This is a genomic window from Microbacterium sp. GXF6406 (assembly GCF_054798215.1).
This window is the reverse complement of sequence record NZ_JBSJZH010000030.1, coordinates 1-21076: the sequence shown is the minus strand read 5'-3', so window position 1 is coordinate 21076 and position 21076 is coordinate 1. Positions and strand designations below refer to the sequence as shown.

The following is a 21076-nucleotide window of genomic DNA, read 5'->3' as shown; positions in this document are numbered from 1 at the left end:
CAACGACGCGAACGCGCCCACGAGCAGGTGGCGCTCAACCGCAATACTCGTGGCGCTCAGAGAAGCGAATATTCAGCTTCCATCTCGACGCTACGGACCGATCCTCCGATCGTCCCGCTCTCTGGACCTCACAGAGCTCTCACGCTCTCTTCCGAATGGACGTATGCTACCGTGGTAGATACCATAGTTTCCGTACTAGAAATCATTGGTGGTGAGTCTCATGCATGGCGGCGTGATCCTGTTCCGGGGGACCGGGGCCGATGCGCGCCGCTATGTCGAGGCCGACCGCTCTCGCGCCGATGACTACTACCTCGGCGCTGACACGTCCGTGGCGGAGTTCACCGCGCTCGACGGCGACGGGAACGTGACCGCCACCCTGGGGCTCGACCCGGACGCGTATGCGGGCTGGGTGGATTGGATGAACCCGCTCACCGGGGAGTCGATGGGCAAGCCTCGTATGCCGGGCGAGGGGCGGCAGGGCTCGCCCAGGTTCGCGGAGATGGTCGTGAACGCCCCGAAGTCGCTCTCGATCGCCGCAGCGCTCCACCCGGAAGTCTCCGCAGTCCTCGACCGGGCGCAGCAGGACGTCGTGGGCGAGATTCAGCGGTGGCTCGCTCAGCATTCCGTGACCCGCGCGGGGCCGCGCGGGAAGCAGGAGGTTGTGCCCGTCTCGCAGTTGCAGACGGTGGCGGTGTCGCATCGCACCAGTCGGGCGGGTGACCCTCACCGCCATATCCACTTCCAGATCAGCACCCGCGTGTGGGCGGCCGGGAAGTGGCGGGCGCTGGACACCGCGGCGCTGTTCAAGCAGCAGGGCGCGATCCGTGCCCTCGGCACTGCGGTCATCGCCGCGCACCCTGAGCTTGCCGAGGTGCTGGATCGGCACGGCCTCACCCTCGACCCGGCATCGGGCGAGGTCGTCGAACTCGAGCGATTCAACGGCGTGATGAGCAAGCGCGGCGAGCAAGTACGCCGACACCTTGAACGCCTTGAAGCGGAGTGGGAGGCGGCGCATCCGGGCGAGACTGTGGGGCCGGTCGTCTCGGTGCGTCTCGCGGCGAAAGCGTGGGCGTACGAGCGGCCCGCGAAGAAGCCCACCACACTCAGCGAGGAACATGCGTGGGTGAGGGAGTTGCACGAAGCCGGCTACGACCCGGCCACGCTGCGCCGGCCCGCGCGTCGTGCGCCGGCGTCGCTGGATGACCTCTCCGTGCAGACCGTGGCGAACCGAGCACTGGATCGGTGCGCCGCCGGTAGTTCGGCGTGGACGCGGCACACGGTGCAGGAGCACGCCACCCGGATCATGACCGAGTACGGCGTGCAAGCCGCACCCGCCGAGATACGCGAGTTCGTGAACATCGCCACCGCTCTCGCGATGGAAGATTGCTTCTCCATCCTCCCGCCCGGCGCACCCGCCCCTGAGCATGTGGCGCACCTGACCAGCCTGCGCGTCGTGCAGGCGGAGACGCATCTGCGCGACCTCATCGCCGTGCGCATCCCGCGACAAGACCCGGAGCACCCGGACGTGCGCCGGGCGGCGCGCAAGCGCGGCCTGGACGCTGGGCAGGAGCGCGCCGCCGCCGCGGTCGCATCGACCGACTCGCTCGTGGTCGCGGGTGGTTGCGCCGACGTTGCGCGCCGCGCAGGTCGCGCACGATGAACTCGGCATACCCGCAACGAGTGTTGCGGCGCTCGTGCACGCGCACGGTTGGCGGTGGAACAGCGACGGCGTATGGACACGCCTCACCCCCGGCGACGCTGACCCGGAGACGGGCCGCACCTTTCGCGGCCCGGCAGAGGGTGCGCGGCTGGAGCGGGGTGAGCGGGTGATCGTGGACGAGGCCGGGATGCTCGACCAGGACACTGCAATCGCGTTGCTCACCGTCACCGCAGAGGCGGGCGCGACCGTCGCGCTCGTGGGCGACCGGGCGCAGCTTGCCGCAGTCGGACGCGGTGGCGTGCTCGACATCGCCGCACACCTCCGGGGGCGCACCTTCGACATGGCCGAGGTGCATCGCTTCACCGACCGCGCCTACGCCGAGCTGACGGTGCGGATGCGCGACGGTGACAACCCCGGTGCGGTGTTCGACCGGCTCACTGCGCTCGGGCTCATGCGCCTGCACGCGAGCGACGAGGACGTGCGCGAGCACATTGCGGGACATCGCCGGGAAGAAGAGGCCGTCATGGTCACTTCCAACGACGAGGCCCGCGCTGTCAACGCGCGTATCCGTGAGGAACGAGTGGCGCGCGGCGAGGTCGACGACCGCCGCACCGCTACCGGCAGCGATGGCCTCTCTATCGGAGCCGGGGACGTGATCCAGACACGCAAGAACAACGCTGACCTGGGTGTCGCGAACCGTCAGAACTGGATCGTGCAACACATCGAGCAGGACGGCACGCTCAGAGTGCGCGAGGCCGGGAATGGACGCAAGTGGCAGCGCACCCTGTGCCTGCCTGCCGAGTATGTGGCCGAGCATGCGCATCTGTCGTATGCGGCGACCGCTTACGGGGCGCAGGGCGCGACCGTCACCGGGTCGCACACGCTTCTCACTGATGCCACCAGCGCCGCGAGTGTGTATGTCGGCATGACCCGCGGCCGCGAGCAGAACCTGTTGCACGTCGTGGCCGAGAACCAGGAGCAAGCGCGGGAGCAGTTCGTTGCGGCGATGGAGCGCGACCGCGCCGACCGCGGCCTCGCCGACGCGACCGAGCGCGCGGCAGAGGCCGTGCGCGGGCTCGTGGAGGACGGGCCGGTACGTCTGGTGCAGACCGAGCGGGCACGCCTCACCCAGCTCATCGAACGCGCAGAGCAGGACGCGGCGCTGTTCGAGGACGCCGCCGCGCGATTCTCCACCCAGAAGCAGGCGCAGCACGTCGAAGCCGGGGAGCACGCCGCGCGTGTAACCCACGCGAAGGAGCTTGCGGAGCACACCCGCCACACGGTCACCGCCGAGGTAGAGACGCGGGCGCGGGCGGACGGGCAAGAACTCGTGCATGCTCGCGCGCATCTCCACGATGCCCGAGCGGAGGCGAAGGCAGCGAGGTTCGGGCGCAGACGCACCGCCGCCCGGAACATCGACACCTCGGCGGAATCGGTCGAGAAGATCGAGCGACACGTCACCCAGACCTGGGGCACCGCACCGTCTCTCTTGCGACCCGTCACCGAGTGGGCGCAGACAATCGCGACGGAACAGGCCGACGCCCACCCAGAGGTGCGGGCGGCTGAACATGCCCTCAGCGAAGCGGAGGCCGCGAAGCAGCAGACCGCTCAGCGGCAGGCCGTCGAGCGGGAGCGCCTCACTGTCCAGGTCTACGGGGCAGAGCAGGCACGGCAGATGCGGGGCACGTTCCGCGTCCCCAACCCCAGAACCGATGCCGAACAGGCCAGGAAGCGGGCAGCCGCGGCGCGGCGGGTCATTGCGGAGTTGGACGCGCGCCCCGTCGCGGAGGCCGCCGAATGGCTCACCCAGCGCCGAGAACAGCAACGGGTCGAGCGCGAAGCTCTGCAAGCCCGCCAGGAAGCTCTCGCCCGCCGCCACGCGGGGCCGACGAGGACCGGGCCGGATCACCAGCGAGGACGACCCGGACTCGGCTTGTGACCAGGCCCGTCAGACGGCGGTCGTGAGCCTGCGGTTGTGCACCGCGATCGTGGCAGGCATCACGATCAGCGGCGGGGCGAACACGATCAGTGCGGCCCAGTAGCCCAGGGTCGGTGTGAGAGCCGCCACACCGATGACGAGTACGCCGACGCCGATGCTCCGCATGGCGATCGTGGCCGAGGGGTTGACCTCCGGGCTCCGGAAGTATGGGATACGCGTGCCGAGGTTCGCGCGCACCATCCGCACGAACGACATGATGAACAGCGCCATGCCGACCGTGACCGCGATCCACCCGAACCACTCCATGACCGAAGCCTATCGACTACGAGTGCGCGCCCACTGCGTCGTGGAGCGTGCGTTGTGCGTCTGCGGCGTCAGCGACCGAGAGATACAGGCGACGGAAGTGCTGACCCTCGGCAAGCTCGATCTCTAACGCCTCTCCGGTTCCCGAGTAGTTCCAGTAGTGTCGCTCACCGTTCACATGGAACGTGCCGCACAGCTTGCCCATGAAGTCGAGGCCAGGAGCCCGCAGGCCGGTCGGCACACGATGCGGGTCACGCTCGATGCTCACGTTCGTGATGCTCCCGAGAGGTACCTGCACTCGATTCCGGAAACCCCACACGCGATCCATTCCTCGCGGAGTCACAGTGAGTATCCCGTCGTCAACGGTCAGAGTGTTTCTTGCAGTCACAGCGGGCATTCCTCCGTCAGCGGCGTTCAGTCAGTCCGAGCAGGAGCAGAGGTCAGGCGCTGGCGCTGTAGCGCTGGCGTGCGGCCTCGCCGCTGGTGCCGATCGCTTCGCCGACCTCACGCCACGACAGCCGCTGTTCACGCGCTGCACGCACCGCCTCTGCGAGTTCGCGTTCGGCGGTGTCGCGTCGCCAGGCGGCGAGCTTGACCGCCATCACCGGCGGAACGGGTGCGTCTTGGTCGCCGGGCTTGGGGTCGTAGTTCTCGAACGCGTCCGCGAACTCGTCGGCGCGGGCCTTGATGTCTTCGATAGAGCGTGGAGCCATGATGTTCACCTCAGATACTTGGGTCGAGCCGGACGCATCGCGTGCGCGATCGCGATGATGCCGTGCCATTCGATGACGCCGACTTCGACCAGGGTGCCGGTCTCGTCGGGGCCGATGAACATGGTCATCGCATCGTCTTGCACGAAGTGCCGGACAGGGAAACGGAGCGCATGGAGCATCGCCGCATCCGAGACGCCGTGCCGGTGGGCACTGTCCAGGATGATCGGGTCTGATTCCATGTCACAAGTTTACTTGCCACAAGATAACTTGCCAAGCGCTCGGTGTGATCCTTGCCGACGGGACGAGTGGGGATCGCTGAGCGGCGGTGCCAATTCGGCACTCCCATTGGAAGGTCAAGACTCGCGGCTATCGGTCGCGGTGTCTGCAAACAGGGCAAGGAACTTCTCGCGCGGGATGACGACGCGGCGGCCGAGCTTGACGGAGGGGATGGTGCCGTCCTCGATGCCGACCGTGATGGTGCGCGGGTCGACGCCGAGGGCTTCGGCAGCTTCCTGGCGGGTGATGACGAGGCTGCGCCGACGTCGGAGGTCGTCAATATCAAGGGTGCTCTGACGCATGATCGCACCATCCGTTCTTTGCCGCGCGCGAGGAGGGTGCATTCAACGGTAGGAGCCTATGCTTGCATTGTCAAGTACCGCGCTGTATGTTCTTACTATGGAAACTGAGCGGGTGAGGGGCAACCCTCCGGGAATCACGAATACACACGTCGCCGCGAACATCCGCGCCGCACGCCAAGCAATCGGCATGGACCTGCGCACCATGTCCGACGCTCTCGGCGCGGCGGGTCGGAAGCTGTCGCCGTCGGGGATCAGCAAGCTGGAGAACGGGGATCGTCGCGTGGACGTGGACGACCTCACCGTGATCGCCTACCTGCTGCGCACCAGCCCCGCGGCGCTCCTGACGCCGCCGAACGAGCAGACGACGCTCACCGGTGTGCCCGAGTCGTACCTGCCCGAGGAGATCGAGAAGTGGGCGCGCGGAGAACTCACCCTCACCAGCGAGGGACTACTGGCGTACTGGCAGCAGGAGTGGGTGGTGTGCCTGAACCGCGTTCAGTATTTCGAGAGCGCGTTGAAGCATGGCAGCCCGAGCCAAGCCAGCCATGACGACTACACGCAGCGCCTCACTGCGCTGAAAGAGCGCCAGCGGCTCATCGGAGAGCGTGGCGTGCAGATCGACCCGACCGGGCGCGTGTTCGACGCCGCCGATTATGCGGGCCGGTTCGGCTCTGCCGAGTAAGGGCAAGGGAACCGGAATCATGGCATCCCACACAACACCGCCAGCAGGTGAGGCGCAGGCGCGTCGTTCGCGCACGCGGCGGCGTGGGCGCGGGTCGATCCAGTCGTACCAGACTGCCGCAGGGAAGAAATGGCGGTTCCAGATCTGGGTGCCGATCGATCCGGAGCAGCCCGACCTCGGCGAGAAGAAGTTCAGCCGGGGAGGGTTCGCGACCGCCGCCGACGCGGATGCTGCGTTGCAGGACGCGCTCAAGCAGCGCGACGAGCACGAGAAGTTCGGCGGCAAGGTTCCCACCCTCAGCTCCTACGCCGACGCCTGGGTGGAGGGCCTGCATCTGGCGGACTCCACGATCGCCGGGTACAAGAAGATCATCCGCAACCACCTCCGCCCGCAACTCGGGCACTACCCGCTCGACAAGCTCACCCCCACCCGGATCGCCCGCCACTACCGCGACCTCGAACAGCACGGCCGCAAGGACGAGCAGGACAAGGGCGGGCCGCTGTCAGCCAACACCGTCCACAAGGCCCACGTCGTGCTCGGCGCGATCCTCGACGCCGCGATCGAAGACGGCCACCTCACCACCAATCCCGCGAAGCGGAAGGCAGCGAAAGCACCGACCACGAGCCAGATGCGGGCAGAGAAGACGGAGCTGGTCACCTGGACGGCCGATCAGCTCGCGGCGTTCCTCGCGTGGGACCGCGACGAGAAGCAGGACGAGCTGTTCGCCCTGTGGTGGCTGATCGCCAACACCGGGATGCGGCGCAGCGAAGCACTCGCCCTCAAATGGAACGACCTGAACGCCAAGACCTCACAGATCAGCATCCGCCGCGCGATCAACACCGAGGACTGGACGAAGACGAAGACCACCAAGACCGGCAACGCCCGCGTCATCGACCTCGACGCCGCGACCGCGAAAGTGCTCGCCTCCTACAAGGTCGCCCGCGCCGAACTGTCGTTCGAGCTGGCAAGAGCCGACGCCTACATCTTCGGCGACGACGACGGAAGGCTCCGCTCACCCGACGCGATGACCAGCCGCTGGGATCGCCGCCTCAAATGGGCCGCGAGGCGCAAGAAGTTCGAGCACCTTCCCCGCGTCACCATCAAAGGACTGCGGCACACGCACGCGACGATCCTCATGGAACTGGGTGTGCCGCCCAAGGTCGTGCAGGAACGCCTCGGGCACTCCACCATCACCACGACGATGAACATCTACAGCCACGTCACCCCGACGATGCAGAAGAACGCCGTCGAACAGTTCGCGGGCCGCCTCGCCGGAACGTGAACACCGCGATGGGGCGAACCGGGGGCGCTTGCCCCATATCTCGCCCCATAGCAACGAAACAGCCCCTCACCTGGATTATAAAATCCCTGGTGAGGGGCTGTTTTTGTTCTGTGCGCGAGGGGGGACTTGAACCCCCACGTCCATAAGGACACTGGCACCTGAAGCCAGCGCGTCTACCATTCCGCCACTCGCGCGAACCTGTTGTTTTCCGAAGAACCCAACTTCACGAGGATAGCACGCGATCCGGGGCGCCAAGAACTCGCGTGCACCCCGGGTGTTTCGCACATCCGGCTGCGTCGACAGGCGCATATCCAGATCACCTGGCTACGATGTGGATACCGGTCAGACATGCCAGAGGAGCCCAGTGGGACTACTTGACAGCTTTGAGAAGGGTCTTGAGCGCGCTGTGAACAGCGCATTCGCCAAGACCTTCCGCAGCGGCATCCAACCGGTCGAGATCGCCTCCGCGATCCGCCGTGAGGCCGACATCAAGGCTGCGGTCGTCAGTCGCGACCGCATCATCACCCCCAACAGCTATGTCGTCCGCCTCAGCCCCGATGACCTCGATCGGATGCAGGCGCTCGGCGGTGCCCTCACCGATGAACTGCACGCGCTTCTCAACAAGCACGCCCGCTCGCAGGGCTACAGCTTCGCGGGTCCGCTCTCGATCGCCTTCGAAGGCGACGAGAAGGTCGCCACCGGCACTGTTCGCGTGAATTCCGGCACCGCGGAGGGACGCGTCACCTGGGAAGCGATGATCGATGTCGACGGGCGCCGTCACACGCTCTCCGGCGCGCGCACCGTGATCGGCCGCGGCAGCGACGCCGACATCACGATCGCGGATGCCGGCTCCAGCCGTAAGCACGTCGAGGTGCTGTGGGACGGGGAACGAGCCATGATGCGCGACCTCGGATCCACCAACGGCACCAAGGTCAACGGGCAGAAGGCGCGCGAAGCGCCCCTTCCCTCCGAGACCACGATCACGATCGGACGCACCGATCTGGTCTTCCGCGTCGTGCCGGTCGCGGCCGACCCGTCCAACAGATTCAGGGATCGGTGACGGCATGAGTGAACTCGTCCTCCTACTGCTGCGCATCGGTTTCCTGGTGCTGCTGTGGTTCTTCGTCTTCGGCGTCGTCTACTCGCTGCGCGCCGACCTCTTCGGCGTGAAGGTGCGCAAACTCCCTGCCGAGGCGGCATCCGGCATTCCTGTCGCAGTCCCCGCACCCGCTCCGGCGGCCCGTCCGGCGCCGGCGCCGCGCAGCGGCGGTCCCGCCACGGCATCCTCGGTCTCCAAGCTCGTCATCACCTCCGGCCCGAAGGCCGGCCTCGAGCTGCCGCTGGGCACCGAGCCGATGACGATCGGCCGCTCCAGCGAATCGGGTCTCGTGATCCGCGATGATTACACCTCCAGCCACCATGCCCGCCTCCTGTTGCGTGCCGACGGCTGGGCCATCCAGGACCTCGATTCGACCAACGGCACCTACCTCACCGGCAAGCGCCTGAGCGGCTCGCCGGTGCCGATCAGCATCGGCGACACGATCAAGGTCGGCGCCACCACGTTCGAGCTGCGAGCCTGACCCCGGTCATGGTCTTCGAAGGCTCGAGCACGGCGATCTCCCATACCGGGAAGGTCCGCTCCAACAACCAGGATTCCGGTTATGCCGGGGCCAACCTCTTCGCCGTCGCGGACGGCATGGGCGGGCACGCAGGCGGCGATGTCGCCTCCAGCATCGCGATCCAGCACCTCGAGCGCCTCGATCAGGCGTTCCCCTCCACCGACGACGCGCAGGCCGCGTTGCAGGCGGCGGCGACCACCGCGGCATCCGACCTGATCCGCGCCGCCAAGGAGCGTCCCGAGCTCGCCGGTCTCGGAACCACGGTCAGCTCGATCGTCATGGTCGACGACTACGCCGTCATCGGCCACATCGGCGACTCCCGCATCTACCTGTACCGCGATGACGCGCTGACCCAGATCACGGCCGACCACACCTTCGTGCAGAGGCTCGTCGACTCGGGGCGCATCACCGAGGAAGAAGCCCGCTACCACCCGCGCCGATCCGTGCTCATGCGCGTGCTCAGCGACATGGACAACGATCCCGAGCTGGATCTGTTCGTCATGCCGACGCTGCCCGGCGACCGCTGGCTGCTCTGCTCCGACGGACTGTCCGGCGTCGTCGATGACCCGCACATCCTCAAGGCGATGCGCCTGGGTCTTCCCCCCGGACGCACGGCCGACAACCTGCTCAAGCAGGCCCTCGACGGCGGAGCGCCCGACAACGTGACGATCGTGATCGTCGAGGTCGGGGGAGCGCACCCCATCGTCTCCGGCGCGCCGGTCGTCGTCGGCTCGGCCGCGAACCCCTCCGGCATCCTCATCCCGGCCGTCCGGCCCGCCCGTCCGAGCTGGCTGCACCCCGTGCGCCAGGCCGCCAACGAGCCCTCGCACTTCGAGCCGGCCGCCGACTACCTCGAGGAGCTCATCGAGGAGGACCGTCGTCGTGCCAAGCGGCGCCGCATCGGCTGGATCGCGGCCCTCATCGCCGTGCTGCTCGCCCTCACCGGCGCCGGTTTCATCGCCTACAGCTGGACGCAGACGCGCTACTTCGTCGGCGCCGACGACGACAGCGTCGTGATCTTCCAGGGAGTCCAGCAGAACATCGGGCCGATCAAACTGTCGACCGAGATCGAGGACACCGGCATCCTCCTCGCGAATCTGCCGCCCTATCAGCGCGCATCGGTCGAACGGACCATCAACGCCCGTTCGCTCTCCGATGCCATGGCGATCGTCGATCGTCTGCGCGCCGGCGAACAGGCCGTCACCGGCCAGACCCCGACGCCCACCCCGACCCCGCCGGCCCCGCTGCCGTCGCCCGATACCGACGGAGAGGATGCCGGATGACCGATATCGCGGCCGATACCGCCGTCCTGAAGGCCCTGCGACGGATGCGCCTGCCCCAGACGCAGCGCAACCGGGAGTTCTGGCTCCTCCTGTTCGCCTGCGCGCTCAGCGGCGCCGCGCTCGCCCTCGTGCAGCTGGGCGCTCTGGGTCTCATCGACCCGTTCATCCTGTTCATCGGAGGCGGCCTGGCAGTGCTCGCCTTCGCCCTGCACTTCGTGCTGCGCGCCGTGGCATCCGACGCCGACCCGTTCGTCCTGCCGATCGCGACCCTGCTCTCGGGCCTGGGCATCGCGATGATCTATCGGATCGACATCGCCGAGAACAACACCGGCTGGGCCGCGTATTCGACCAAGCAGTTGGCCTGGCTCGGCATCTCGCTCGCGGGTGCGATCGCGATCGTCATCCTGCTGCGCAACTACCGGGTGCTGTTCCGGTACACGTACCTGTTCGGCCTCACCGGCATCGTGCTGCTCCTGCTGCCCTTCATCCCCGGCCTGGGCGCCGATGCGGGGGCGGATGTGTGGATCACGATCCCGGGCTTCGGATCCTTCCAGCCCGGTGAGATCGCCAAGATCTGCCTGGCGATCTTCTTCGCCGGATACCTCGTGCGAACGCGCGAGAGCCTGACCTCGGTCGGCAAGCGCTTCCTCGGCGTGACGTGGCCGCGCATGCGGGAGCTCGGCCCGGTCATCGTGGTCTGGCTGATCTCGCTCGGCATCATCGTGATCCAGCGCGACCTCGGCACCGGAATGCTCATCTTCGGCCTGTTCATCGCGATGCTCTACGTCGCCACGGGCAAGACGAGCTGGGTGCTCATCGGTCTCACGGGCGTCGTCTCGGGAGTTCTCGCCGCGACACAGATCCTCAGTTACGTGCGCGGTCGGTTCACGAACTGGCTCGACGCGTTCAACCCCGAGGTCATCGAGTCCGCCGGCGGCAGCTACCAGCTCGTGCAGGGCATCTTCGGCCTCTCCCACGGAGGCCTGATCGGCACGGGTCTCGGGCAGGGACGACCGCAGATCACCCCGCTCGCGCACAGCGACTACATCATTCCGAGCCTGGGTGAAGAACTGGGCCTGATCGGGATCTTCGCGATCCTCTGCCTGTACATGGTGTTCGTCAGCCGCGGCATCCGGATCGGCATCGCCGGCCAGGACGACTTCGGAAAGCTCCTCGCCACGGGCCTGTCGTTCACGATCGCCCTGCAGGTGTTCATCATGGTCGGGGGCGTCACGCGGGTCATCCCGCTGACCGGTCTGACGACCCCGTTCCTCGCGGCCGGCGGATCCTCGCTCGTCGCCAACTGGCTCATCGTGGCGCTGCTGCTGCGCATCTCCGACGGCGTGCGCCGCCAACCCCGGGTGGTGATCGGATGACGAAAGAACTCCGCCGACTCAGCATCGTGATGCTGTTCATGTTCCTGTCGCTGTTCGCCGCGACCAGCTGGATCCAGGTCGTCGACGCCGAAAATCTCGCGCAGACGAGCGGCAACACGCGCTCCCTGCTCGACAGCTACGAGATCCAGCGCGGCTCGATCATCGCCGATGGCGTTCCGATCGCCTACTCGGTCGCCAGCGATGACGAGTACCAGTACCAGCGCGTCTACACGGATTCTCCGATGTGGTCCGACGTCACGGGCTACTTCAACCCGGCGCTGCAATCCTCGACGGGCATCGAGAACATCCTCAACGCCGATCTTTCCGGCACCGGCGCGAGCGCGTTCTTCGCCGAACTCGAGCGGATCGTGTCCGGCCAGCCCCAGCGCGGGTTCAGCGTCGAGCTGACTCTGGATGCCGCGGCGCAGCGCGCCGCGTACGACGCCCTCGGCAACCTTCAGGGAGCCGTGGTGGCGATCGAGCCGTCGACCGGGCGGATCCTCGCGATGGTCTCGACTCCCGGCTACGACGCGAACACGCTCGCGGTGCACAGCGCGAGCGAGGCGAGCGAGGCCTATGACGCCCTCGATGCGCGGCGGCCGAACCCGCTGCAAAACCGTGCGACGCGCGACGTGAACCCTCCGGGCTCGACATTCAAGGTCCTCGTCGCCGCCGCGGCCTACGCGACCGGCGAGTGGACCCCAGAGTCGACGCTGCCGAACCCCGCCCGCTACACGCTGCCGGGCACGTCGACCGAGATCTCCAACGCGTGGGGCGGAGCATGCGGATCCGGCACCACCGTCTCCATCCAGGAGGCCCTGCGGCTGAGCTGCAACATCCCCATGGCGGAGCTGGCGGTCGAGCTCGGCACCTCGACCATCTTCGACATGGCCGAGGCGTTCGGCTTCAACCAGACCTTCTCGACGCCGCTGGAGAGCGTGGCATCCGAGTACCCGCGAGCGATGAGCTCCGACCAGACGGCGCAGAGCGGCTATGGTCAGGGACCCGTCACGGCGACGGCGCTGCAGGTCGCTCTGATCTCGGCCGGGCTCGCCAACGACGGGGTGGTGATGAACCCCCGATTGGTGGATGCCGTGATCGGGAACGACCTCTCCGTGATCCGCCAGTACGACAGCTCCGAGTTCGGCCGCGCGACGGAAGCCGACGTGGCCGATGCCGTTACCGAGGGCATGGTCGCCAGCGTGGCAAACGGGGCCGCTACGGGTGCAAGAATAGACGGGATCGATGTTGCCGGTAAGACGGGAACATCGGAGAACCACGGCAACGATCCGTACACGCTGTGGTTCACCGGTTTCGCACCGGCGGACAACCCGCAGATCGCTGTGGCCGTCGTCGTCGAGAACGGCGGCGGAATAGGACAAGCGGGAACCGGCGATACACTCGCCGCCCCGATCGCAAAGAAGGTCATTGAGGCGGTGCTTAACAAATGAGGCCGACGCAGGGTGTGTCGTTCGGTGGTCGATACGAGCTTCAGTCGCGTATCGCGATCGGAGGCATGGGTGAGGTCTGGGAAGCGACTGATCACGTCATCGGACGTATCGTCGCGATCAAGATCCTCAAGGACGAGTACATGGGAGACCCCGGGTTCCTCGAGCGCTTCCGCGCTGAGGCCCGGCACGCCGCCCTCGTCAACCATGAGGGCATCGCCAGCGTCTTCGACTACGGCGAGGAGAACGGCAGCGCGTTCCTCGTCATGGAGCTGGTCCCCGGTGAGGCCCTGTCGACGCTCCTCGAGCGCGACGGGTCGCTGAGCGCCGACAAGACGCTCGACATCGTCGCCCAGACGGCATCCGCTCTGCAGGCCGCGCACGCGGCCGGTCTCGTGCACCGCGACATCAAGCCCGGAAACCTGCTGATCACGCCCGACGGCCGGGTGAAGATCACCGACTTCGGCATCGCCCGCATCGCGGACCAGGTCCCGCTGACGGCGACCGGCCAGGTCATGGGCACGGTTCAGTACCTGTCGCCGGAGCAGGCGTCCGGCCACCCGGCGTCGCCGGCGACCGACACCTATTCGCTCGGCATCGTGGCCTACGAGTGCCTGGCCGGCAAGCGTCCGTTCACGGGCGAATCGCAGGTCGCGATCGCGATGGCGCAGATCAACGAGCAGCCGCCGCCGCTTCCGCCGACCGTTCCGATCCCGGTGCAGAACCTCGTCATGGCGATGATCGCCAAGAAGCCCGCAGACCGTCCTTCGTCGTCGGCGACCGTCGCCCGCGCGGCGCAGGCCCTGCGCCGCGGCGACCTGAACTCCGCCGCGATCGCCGTTCCCGCGATCGCCACCGGCGGAGTCGCAAATGACGATGCGACGCGTCTGCTCACGACGACCGGCGATGACGGCGCGACGCGCATCATCCCGACGACCGAACAGCTCCCCGTCGGCGGCGAGGACGGCGACGAGGAAGAGGGCAAGAAGAAGCGCAGCCCGTGGACGTGGCCGCTCATCGCTCTGATCGCCCTGCTGGTGATCGTGCTCGGCGGCACCGTCTTCGCGCTGATGAACAAGGGCGAGCCCGAGCCGGCTCCGAGCACATCGTCCGCCGCTCCGACCCCCAAGCCCACGACTCCGAGCCCCACGCCCGAGCCGTCCCGCATCAGCGTCGACGCGCTGGGGCTCGTCGGCCTCTCGTGCGACGACGCGATGGCCAAGGCGACCGAAGCTGGGCTCGTCCCTGTCTGCCAGACCGGTTCGACTGCTGCACCCTCCAACGACAAGGTCGGAACGGTCGAGTCGGTCGATCCTCGCGGTGAGCTCACCGAGGGCGCTTCCATCACGCTGTACCTCTTCGGCGAGCGTGCCGCCATCGGCGCACCGAACAGCGCTCCGTCGATCCAGGGCGAGCTGATCGCCGGCTCCACCGTGACCATCAACTGGGCGAATTTCACGTGCCCGAGCGGCACCGGCAACCTCAGCGGCTACAACGTCACCATCACCGAGGGGCTGTTCAGCAACGGCAGCACCAAGATGGCCTTCAACCCGAACACCCGCAGCGCCGAAATCACTCTGGGGACGCGTGTCGGTGCGCAGGTCACGGCCACCTACACGGCCCTGTGCTCGGGCGGTGGCGAGGATCAGCGCGAGTCCGGCGCATCCCCGCAGATGAATGCTGGGGCGATCATCGCGGCGCCTGCTCCGGATCCCGGACCCGGCGACGAGAACTCCGAGGAGACCGAGGGCTGAGGGTAGCCTGAGGAAAGCACATTCACGTCAGACCAGGGGAGTCTTCAGTGTCCGCAGAGCCGCGAATCATCGCTGAGCGCTATCGCGTCGATGAGCTCATCGGTGAGGGCGGGATGGCGAAGGTCTACCGCGGGTACGACCTCACGCTCGGCCGTGATGTCGCCGTCAAGATCCTCGATCCGGACCTGGCGCGCGACACGGCGTTCCGAACGCGCTTCCGCCTCGAGGCGCAGGCGGCGTCGCGCATGGCACACCCGTCGATCGTGCGCGTCTTCGATGCGGGCGACCCGACGACGGCCGGCGACGATGCTCCGGCTCCCGGAACCCCCGGCAGCGAGCCGTACATCGTCATGGAGCTGGTGCAGGGACGGCAGTTGAAGGAGATCATCGCCGAGGGGCCTGTGCCCATCGATGATGCGATCGGCTATGTCGACGGCATCCTCGAAGCTCTCGACTACTCGCACCGCGCCGGGGTCGTGCACCGCGACATCAAGCCCGGCAACGTGATGATCACCGACAAGGGCACCGTCAAGGTCATGGACTTCGGCATCGCCCGCGCGGTGTCGGATTCGTCATCGACCGTCGCCGAGACCACGCAGATCATCGGAACGGCCGCCTATTTCTCGCCGGAGCAGGCGAAGGGCGAGCCCGTCGATGCCCGTGCCGACCTGTACTCGACCGGCGTCGTGCTCTACGAGCTGCTCACCGGCCGTCAACCCTTCCGCGGCGACTCGCCGGTGGCGGTCGCCTACCAGCACGTCAGCGAGACGCCGCTGGCTCCGACCGAGGTGAATGAGGATTCCCCCGGTGCCCTCGACCCGATCGTGCTGCGGGCGCTCGCGAAGGATCCGTATCAGCGGTATCCGGATGCTGCGAGCTTCCGTTCGGCTCTCGACAGCGCCGTGGCCGGCAAGGCTCCGAGCAAGAAGGAGCTCGGCGCCCTGACGAGCGAACTCTACGGATCCAGCCCCCGGCAGGCGCAGGAGACCGCGCGTTCGCTGCGCCAGTTGAGCACCGACACGACGATGGCGCGCACGCAGTCCGGCCCTCCGGTGGCCTGGATCTGGGCAGGTGTCGCACTCCTGGCCGTCCTGCTCATCTCGGTGCTGCTGTGGGTTCTCATGATGCCGCGCGGCGAGCAGATCCCCACCTCCGCACGCGAGGTCCCCGATCTCATCGACGTCTCCTACGACCGGGCGCAGGCGGATCTGCTCGCTCTCGATCTGCAATCGAAGGTCGTCTACGAGTCCAATTCCGATATCGCCGAGAACAACGTCGTGCGCACCGATCCCGAGGCGGGCCAGTCGCTCAAGGTCGGCGAGACCGTCACGCTCTATGTCTCCACCGGTGCGGAGACCGTCACCGTGCCGGCCCTGATCGGCCTCTCGGAATCGGCGGCCAAGGCTGCGCTCAACGACGTGGGTCTCGAGCTGGGGAGCGTGACCCCGCGCAACGACCCGGAGAGCGCCGCCGACACGGTTCTCGAGGCGAGCATCGCCGCTGAGACCGAGGTGGCCCCGAGGACCGTGATCGATCTCGTGGTCGCGAGCGGGCGCGTCACGCTTCCGGACGTCACCGGCTGGACGCTGGATGCCGCCACCGCCAAGCTCGAAGAGCTCGGCCTCACGGCGCTGCAGACCGAAATGGGCGACTGCCCGGCGACCTCGCCGGCGACCGTCGCATCCATGTCTTCGGCGCCGGGAGACGTCACCGTGCGCTCCGAGATCGAGCTGCGCTACTGCACCGGGGAGTGATCGCCCGGCCCACCCGCGCCCACTGTCGACAGCCAGTTCTGCAGCATGCGGTGGCCGTGCCGGGTCAGCACGCTCTCCGGGTGGAACTGGACACCGTGGATCGGCAGATCCTGATGGCGGATCGCCATCACGGTGCCGTTCGACGTGCGCGCCGTGACGACGAGCTCGGTGGGAAGGTCGCGCTCGTCGAGGCAGAGCGAGTGATACCGTCCGACATCGACCGGTGAGGGGATGCCGTCGAAGAGCCCTGTCCCGTCATGCTCGATCGACGACGCCATGCCATGCATGAGTTCCGGCGCCGGGGCCACCTCGACACCGAATGCGCTGCCGATCGCCTGATGCCCGAGGCACACCCCGAGCAGAGGAATCCGACGATCCCGCGCGATCTCGACGACGGCGACGGATGCTCCGGCATCCCGCGGTCGTCCGGGACCCGGTGAGATCATGACCGCATCATGCGCGCCGAGCAGGCGGGCGAAGCCCGCCGTATCCTCGGCATCCGCCTCGACCATCGAGACCTCGGCGCCGAGCTCCTGCAGGTAGTCGATGAGGATGTGCACGAAGCTGTCGTGGTTATCGACCACGAGAACCCGTGCGCTCACTCCAGGTCGACCTCGCCGCCGGGAACGATGATCGGGCTGATCCAGGGGAAGACGTAGAAGAACAGGCCGTACAGCGCCGCCGCGATCAGAGCGAGCAGGAAGAAGAGCTTCAGCCACCACGGCCCGGGGAGGATGCGCCAGAGAGCTGCGTACATCGGAGGGCTCCTACCAGGACGGGCCGGCGACGACGTCGACGGGGGCGAGAGATTCGGGGGCGCCCTCGGAACGGGGCTGAAACCCCTCGAAGACGGCATAGCCGACGATGCGCTCCGCCAGGGAGTACAGCGGCGAACATGCGGTGAGTGTCATGTAGCGTTCGCCGGTCTCGACGCCGGGAACCTGCGGGACATCGAGGAGCACGTCGACCGCGTCGGGCGTGACGTACTGCATGTTGCGGTAACGGTACGTGTACCAGCCCTCCGCGGTCTCGACGACGATCGCATCGTCAATCTTGAGCTTGTCCATGCGGTTGAGGGGGAAGCCCCACGTCGTGCGGTGACCGGCGACGGAGAAGTTGCCCACCTGGCCGGGCATCACCGACTGGTCGTACACGCCGACCCAGCCGTTGTCGAGGGTGATCGGACGCGTCGTGCCGCCCGCGATCGTCGCGGCGTAATCATCACCGAAGCGCGGCACGCGCAGAAGGGCCATGTGCTCGCCGGCGGAGGGATGCTCCATGAGCGGCGGCTCGTACCAGACGCCGTCCTCGGTCTCGACGGCAGGAGGCGGCTCCGGCGCCGGCTGCCGATCCCACTCCTGCGAGATCTGCTGACCCTGCTCGTTCTGCTGCGCACTGATGATGATGTCGCCGATCCACATCTGCCAGGCGACGAACAGCAGCACGATCACGCCCGCGGTCAGCAGCAGCTCACCGAGCACACCGGTGACGGTGGTCCGCGGTCTCTGCCTGCGCTTCTTCTCGCGTCGCGACATCGGCGCGGCAGGTGCAGTCATACGGGCGATCCTATCCGCCCTCGGTGAGCGATGACCCAAAGCTCGGGAAGGCCCCGGTCATGGGTAGAATGACGGCTATGGCACGAGACCGCAAGCGCGAAGAACCCGTCGTCGAGACCGCCGAGGGCGAACAGGCACCCAACGCGGTGTGGTTCAAGCCCGTGATGCTGGGCTTCATGCTGCTCGGTCTCGTCTGGATCCTGGTGTTCTACATTTCCGGCATGAACTTCCCCGTCCCCGGCATCGGCTCGTGGAACCTGGCGATCGGCCTGGGCATCGCGATGATCGGCTTCCTGATGACGACGCGCTGGCGCTGACTCTCATCTGACCTTTACGGCCTCCCGCTCTCGCGCGGGAGGCCGTTTTTCTTTTGTTCACAGGTTTTCCACGAAGTTATCCACAGGGCTATCCACACCTGGGGAGAATTACACGCTTGTTATTCACAGGGGTGGACAACTCTGTTAACAACTTCTGACCAGGACAGTTAACCCAGCACCAACGGCGCGACGGCGAAAACTACCAACAGGAGGGCCGCTGCGACGCCGATGAGCAACAGGATCTGCGCGGTGCGCTGACTGCGCTTGCGGGTGCGCAGAACGATGAGCCCGACGAGCGCGCCCACGATCGCTCCTCCGATGTGCGCTTGCCAGGCGATGCCGAAACCGGGGACGAAGCCGATCACGAGGTTGATGCCCAGCAGGACGAAGAGTCCGGTCATGTTCGCGCCGATGTGCAGGCCGATGACGAGCAGCGCTCCGAAGAGGCCGAAGACGGCGCCGGATGCTCCGACCGTGGCGCTGCCGGGCGAGAGGATGCCGAACAGCACCGAGCCGCCCACACCGCTGAGCACGTAGAGGGTGAGGAAGCGCCAGCGCCCGAGCATCGGCTCGAGCTGACGCCCGATCATCCAGAGCGCGAGCATGTTCAGCGCGAGGTGCAGAATGCCGCCGTGCACGAGCATGGCCGTGATGAGACGCCAGGGCTGGAAGGGCGCTCCGGAGAGTTCGGGAAGCAGATAGCCGATCCAGAAGCGCAGAAGCGACGCGACGTCGAACCCGGGAACCAACTGGAGCAGGTAGACGAAGGCGGTGACGGCGATGATCCCGTAGGTCATCACCGGTTTGCCGGTCTGAACGGCGGAGAGGGCGGCGGGGGAGCGCCGGCGCCATTGGCGCTGCGCCCGCTTCTGCGCGGGCGTGCGGTTCTTGCGCTCAGCGGCCATGCACTCGGGGCAGATCACGCCGACGGGCGCCTGAGTCATGCACTCCGGGCAGATCGTGCGCGTGCAGCGCTGACAGAGCACGAAGCTCTGGCGATCCGGATGGCGGTAACAGAAGTTCTCGCGATTGCTCGCGAACTCGGGTGTGGTCATCCGGATCGGCCAGAGCCTCGGAGGATCAGACGGTGACGATGTCGACCGACTGCAGAACGACGTCCTCGACGGGACGATCGCCGGCAGCGGTGCGGACGGCGGCGATCTCGTCGACGACCTTCTTGGAGGCGTCGTCGGCGACCTCGCCGAAGATCGTGTGCTTGCCCTGCAGCCACGGCGTCGGGTCGGTCGTGATGAAGAACTGCGAGCCGTTGGTGCCCTCGGCCTTGCCCGTGATGGCGTTGCGTCGGAGACCAGCATTGGCCATGGCGAGGACATAGGGCTCGTTGAAGTTGAGCTCCATGTTGATCTCGTCGTCGAAGTTGTAGCCGGGGCCGCCGATGCCCTGACCGAGCGGGTCGCCGCCCTGGATCATGAAGTTCGGGATGATGCGGTGGAAGATGACGTCCTTGTAGAGGGGGCCCTCACCCGGCTTGCCGGTGGCGGGGTGGGTCCAGGACTGGGTGCCGTCGGACAGGCCGACGAAGTTCTTGACGGTCTTGGGGGCGTGGTCACCGAAGAGGTTGATGACGATGTCGCCGTGGTTGGTGTGCAGGGTTGCGACGTGCGAGTGCTGAGCCATACAGCCATTGTCTCAGAGCCTGGGCGCGCCCGGCCGCTCGGCTCTGCGGAAGATCCCTGACAACCCACGGGAGAATCTGACCCCCGATCGGGTGACGTCTGGCAAGATGGGGAACCCGTACTCCAATCGACAGGAGAACATTGTGAGCCTGACCCGCAAGCGCAAGAAGGAACTGCGCCGCCTGCGCAGCGACGCCACCGAGCTCTGGGAAGCCCAGCAGGTGCTCGTCGGAAACGCCGCGGATGTGGCCCGTGAAGCCAGCCGACAGCTCGGAAACGTCGGCCGCGAGCAGGTTCTCCCTGTCGTGCAAGACACCTACAACCGTCGCGTGGCCCCCACCGTCGACCGCGGCGTGAAGTTCGGACGCCACATCGTCGACAGCAAGGTCGTCCCCGCCGTCGGCGGCGTCGTCGGCACAGCTCTGTCCGCCTGGGACGTCGCCAACGCCAAGCGCCTCGGCCTCACGCACCAGCCCGCGCCCGTCAAGCGTGGTCCGGGCCTCGGCTCGGTCGTCGCGATCGTCCTCGGTGTGGCCGCAGGCATCGGCGTGCTCTACGCCGCCTGGCAGGCGCTGCGCACTGACGACGAGCTCTGGGTCGCAGACGACCCGCTGTCCGCGCCCGACGCTTGACCTCTCGCGTCGTCGAGGCCGCCGCAGAGCGCGGCCTCGACATCGAGGTCCGCGAGCGCCCCGAGGCGAGGAGCCTGAACGAGGCCGCCGCACTTCTCGGTGTCGCACCGTCGGACATCGTGAAGACGCTTGTGGTCAAGCGCTCCGACGACACATATCTATTCGTGCTGGTGCCGGGCGGGCGATCGATCTCCTGGCCCAAACTGCGCGCTCTCGTCGGCGTGAACAAGCTGCGCCTTCCCGAGCCCGAGCTGGCGCTGGCCGCCACGGGCTATGAACGAGGAACCATCGTGCCCATCGGCAGCTCCACGGACTGGCCGATCTACGCCGACGAGACGATCATCGGCCGGCGCATCGCGATGGGCGCCGGCTCCCACGGATACAGTCTGTTCGTCGACGCGGATGCTCTGATCGCCGCCTACGGCGCGGCCGTGGCAGACATCTCCGAACCGGAGAAGCCCCGCGACTAGGGCGTGTCTGATAATTGTTGGGTCCACGCGATTGCGGCGTGGATGAGGACCGCGGCGCGGTAGACGATCGCGT

The 21076-nt window shown here is 67.2% G+C and carries 24 protein-coding genes and 1 tRNA gene; 14 read left to right on the top strand and 11 right to left on the bottom strand.

Annotation, left to right across the window (positions count from 1 at the left end):
* The first annotated feature begins 208 nt into the window (after positions 1-208).
* Both mobF and ACWAUG_RS12940 read left to right on the top strand, forming a co-directional pair.
* Positions 209-1660 carry a MobF family relaxase gene (mobF, locus tag ACWAUG_RS12945; RefSeq protein ID WP_460802719.1) on the top strand — a complete coding sequence of 484 codons (1452 nt, stop codon included), beginning with the start codon at positions 209-211 and terminating at the stop codon, positions 1658-1660.
* Positions 1617-3599, top strand: a complete 1983-nt coding sequence (locus tag ACWAUG_RS12940; protein WP_460802718.1) for an ATP-dependent DNA helicase — start codon at positions 1617-1619, stop codon at positions 3597-3599. Before mobF ends, ACWAUG_RS12940 begins: the two co-directional genes overlap by 44 nt.
* Before the next feature lie 9 nt (positions 3600-3608).
* On the opposite strand, the gene ACWAUG_RS12935 is transcribed toward ACWAUG_RS12940, so the two are convergent.
* From ACWAUG_RS12935 to ACWAUG_RS12915, 5 genes are all read right to left on the bottom strand, one after another.
* A complete protein-coding gene (locus ACWAUG_RS12935; protein WP_460802717.1) occupies positions 3609-3905 on the bottom strand; it encodes a hypothetical protein in 297 nt (98 codons plus the stop codon).
* 16 nt (positions 3906-3921) lie between these two features.
* Positions 3922-4170 carry a hypothetical protein gene (locus ACWAUG_RS12930; RefSeq protein WP_460802716.1) on the bottom strand — a complete coding sequence of 83 codons (249 nt, stop codon included), beginning with the start codon at positions 4168-4170 and terminating at the stop codon, positions 3922-3924.
* 172 nt (positions 4171-4342) lie between these two features.
* Positions 4343-4615, bottom strand: coding sequence for a hypothetical protein (locus ACWAUG_RS12925; protein WP_460802715.1), 273 nt, complete (start codon positions 4613-4615; stop codon positions 4343-4345).
* A 5-nt stretch (positions 4616-4620) separates the two neighbouring features.
* Entirely contained in the window at positions 4621-4854 is a 234-nt protein-coding gene (locus ACWAUG_RS12920; protein ID WP_448235846.1) for a hypothetical protein, read from the bottom strand.
* Between the two features lie 114 nt (positions 4855-4968).
* Complete coding sequence (locus ACWAUG_RS12915) at positions 4969-5193, bottom strand: helix-turn-helix domain-containing protein (protein ID WP_460802714.1); 225 nt, start codon at positions 5191-5193, stop codon at positions 4969-4971.
* Positions 5194-5305: 112 nt separating this feature from the next.
* Here ACWAUG_RS12915 and ACWAUG_RS12910 point away from each other — a divergent pair, with 112 nt between their 5' ends.
* Together ACWAUG_RS12910 and ACWAUG_RS12905 are read left to right on the top strand one after the other, a co-directional pair.
* A complete protein-coding gene (locus ACWAUG_RS12910) occupies positions 5306-5875 on the top strand; it encodes a helix-turn-helix domain-containing protein (protein ID WP_460802713.1) in 570 nt (189 codons plus the stop codon).
* Positions 5876-5894: 19 nt separating this feature from the next.
* Complete coding sequence (locus ACWAUG_RS12905; RefSeq protein ID WP_460802712.1) at positions 5895-7157, top strand: tyrosine-type recombinase/integrase; 1263 nt, start codon at positions 5895-5897, stop codon at positions 7155-7157.
* A 111-nt stretch (positions 7158-7268) separates the two neighbouring features.
* On the opposite strand, the gene ACWAUG_RS12900 is transcribed toward ACWAUG_RS12905, so the two are convergent.
* Positions 7269-7351: transfer RNA gene (locus tag ACWAUG_RS12900), tRNA-Leu, on the bottom strand.
* 170 nt (positions 7352-7521) lie between these two features.
* Between ACWAUG_RS12900 and ACWAUG_RS12895 the strand changes: the two genes are divergently transcribed.
* From ACWAUG_RS12895 to pknB, 7 genes are read left to right on the top strand one after another with little or no spacing between them, the layout of a single operon-like run.
* A complete protein-coding gene (locus ACWAUG_RS12895; protein WP_460802711.1) occupies positions 7522-8217 on the top strand; it encodes an FhaA domain-containing protein in 696 nt (231 codons plus the stop codon).
* 4 nt (positions 8218-8221) lie between these two features.
* Positions 8222-8737, top strand: a complete 516-nt coding sequence (locus ACWAUG_RS12890) for an FHA domain-containing protein FhaB/FipA (protein WP_460802710.1) — start codon at positions 8222-8224, stop codon at positions 8735-8737.
* Positions 8738-8745: 8 nt separating this feature from the next.
* Complete coding sequence (locus ACWAUG_RS12885) at positions 8746-10059, top strand: PP2C family protein-serine/threonine phosphatase (protein WP_460802709.1); 1314 nt, start codon at positions 8746-8748, stop codon at positions 10057-10059.
* A complete protein-coding gene (locus ACWAUG_RS12880) occupies positions 10056-11435 on the top strand; it encodes an FtsW/RodA/SpoVE family cell cycle protein (protein ID WP_298038300.1) in 1380 nt (459 codons plus the stop codon). The genes ACWAUG_RS12885 and ACWAUG_RS12880 overlap by 4 nt, the downstream gene beginning before the upstream one ends.
* On the top strand, positions 11432-12886 hold the full coding sequence (locus tag ACWAUG_RS12875) for a peptidoglycan D,D-transpeptidase FtsI family protein (protein WP_298038304.1): 1455 nt from the start codon (positions 11432-11434) through the stop codon (positions 12884-12886). Before ACWAUG_RS12880 ends, ACWAUG_RS12875 begins: the two co-directional genes overlap by 4 nt.
* Entirely contained in the window at positions 12883-14637 is a 1755-nt protein-coding gene (locus ACWAUG_RS12870) for a protein kinase domain-containing protein (RefSeq protein ID WP_460802708.1), read from the top strand. Before ACWAUG_RS12875 ends, ACWAUG_RS12870 begins: the two co-directional genes overlap by 4 nt.
* A gap of 47 nt (positions 14638-14684) precedes the next feature.
* Positions 14685-16391: a Stk1 family PASTA domain-containing Ser/Thr kinase gene (gene pknB, locus ACWAUG_RS12865; protein WP_460802707.1), complete on the top strand. Its 1707-nt coding sequence runs from the start codon at positions 14685-14687 to the stop codon at positions 16389-16391.
* Here the strand turns inward: pknB and ACWAUG_RS12860 are convergent.
* The 3 genes from ACWAUG_RS12860 to ACWAUG_RS12850 are packed head-to-tail and all read right to left on the bottom strand — an operon-like array spanning position 16373 to position 17947.
* Positions 16373-16993, bottom strand: coding sequence for an anthranilate synthase component II (locus ACWAUG_RS12860; RefSeq protein ID WP_460802706.1), 621 nt, complete (start codon positions 16991-16993; stop codon positions 16373-16375). The two genes, pknB and ACWAUG_RS12860, sit on opposite strands and share 19 nt — an antisense overlap.
* Positions 16990-17148, bottom strand: coding sequence for a hypothetical protein (locus tag ACWAUG_RS12855; protein ID WP_298041413.1), 159 nt, complete (start codon positions 17146-17148; stop codon positions 16990-16992). Before ACWAUG_RS12855 ends, ACWAUG_RS12860 begins: the two co-directional genes overlap by 4 nt.
* Before the next feature lie 10 nt (positions 17149-17158).
* Positions 17159-17947, bottom strand: a complete 789-nt coding sequence (locus tag ACWAUG_RS12850) for a class E sortase (RefSeq protein ID WP_298041410.1) — start codon at positions 17945-17947, stop codon at positions 17159-17161.
* Positions 17948-18024: 77 nt separating this feature from the next.
* Between ACWAUG_RS12850 and ACWAUG_RS12845 the strand changes: the two genes are divergently transcribed.
* Entirely contained in the window at positions 18025-18264 is a 240-nt protein-coding gene (locus ACWAUG_RS12845) for a cell division protein CrgA (protein WP_298041408.1), read from the top strand.
* 167 nt (positions 18265-18431) lie between these two features.
* Here the strand turns inward: ACWAUG_RS12845 and ACWAUG_RS12840 are convergent, their stop codons facing one another.
* Together ACWAUG_RS12840 and ACWAUG_RS12835 are read right to left on the bottom strand one after the other, a co-directional pair.
* A complete protein-coding gene (locus tag ACWAUG_RS12840) occupies positions 18432-19319 on the bottom strand; it encodes a rhomboid family intramembrane serine protease (protein ID WP_460802705.1) in 888 nt (295 codons plus the stop codon).
* A 25-nt stretch (positions 19320-19344) separates the two neighbouring features.
* Positions 19345-19902, bottom strand: a complete 558-nt coding sequence (locus ACWAUG_RS12835) for a peptidylprolyl isomerase (protein ID WP_460802704.1) — start codon at positions 19900-19902, stop codon at positions 19345-19347.
* A 142-nt stretch (positions 19903-20044) separates the two neighbouring features.
* Between ACWAUG_RS12835 and ACWAUG_RS12830 the strand changes: the two genes are divergently transcribed.
* Positions 20045-20533, top strand: a complete 489-nt coding sequence (locus ACWAUG_RS12830) for a DNA helicase (RefSeq protein ID WP_460802702.1) — start codon at positions 20045-20047, stop codon at positions 20531-20533.
* Positions 20530-21003 carry an aminoacyl-tRNA deacylase gene (locus tag ACWAUG_RS12825; RefSeq protein WP_460802701.1) on the top strand — a complete coding sequence of 158 codons (474 nt, stop codon included), beginning with the start codon at positions 20530-20532 and terminating at the stop codon, positions 21001-21003. The genes ACWAUG_RS12830 and ACWAUG_RS12825 overlap by 4 nt, the downstream gene beginning before the upstream one ends.
* Positions 21004-21076 lie beyond the last annotated feature (73 nt).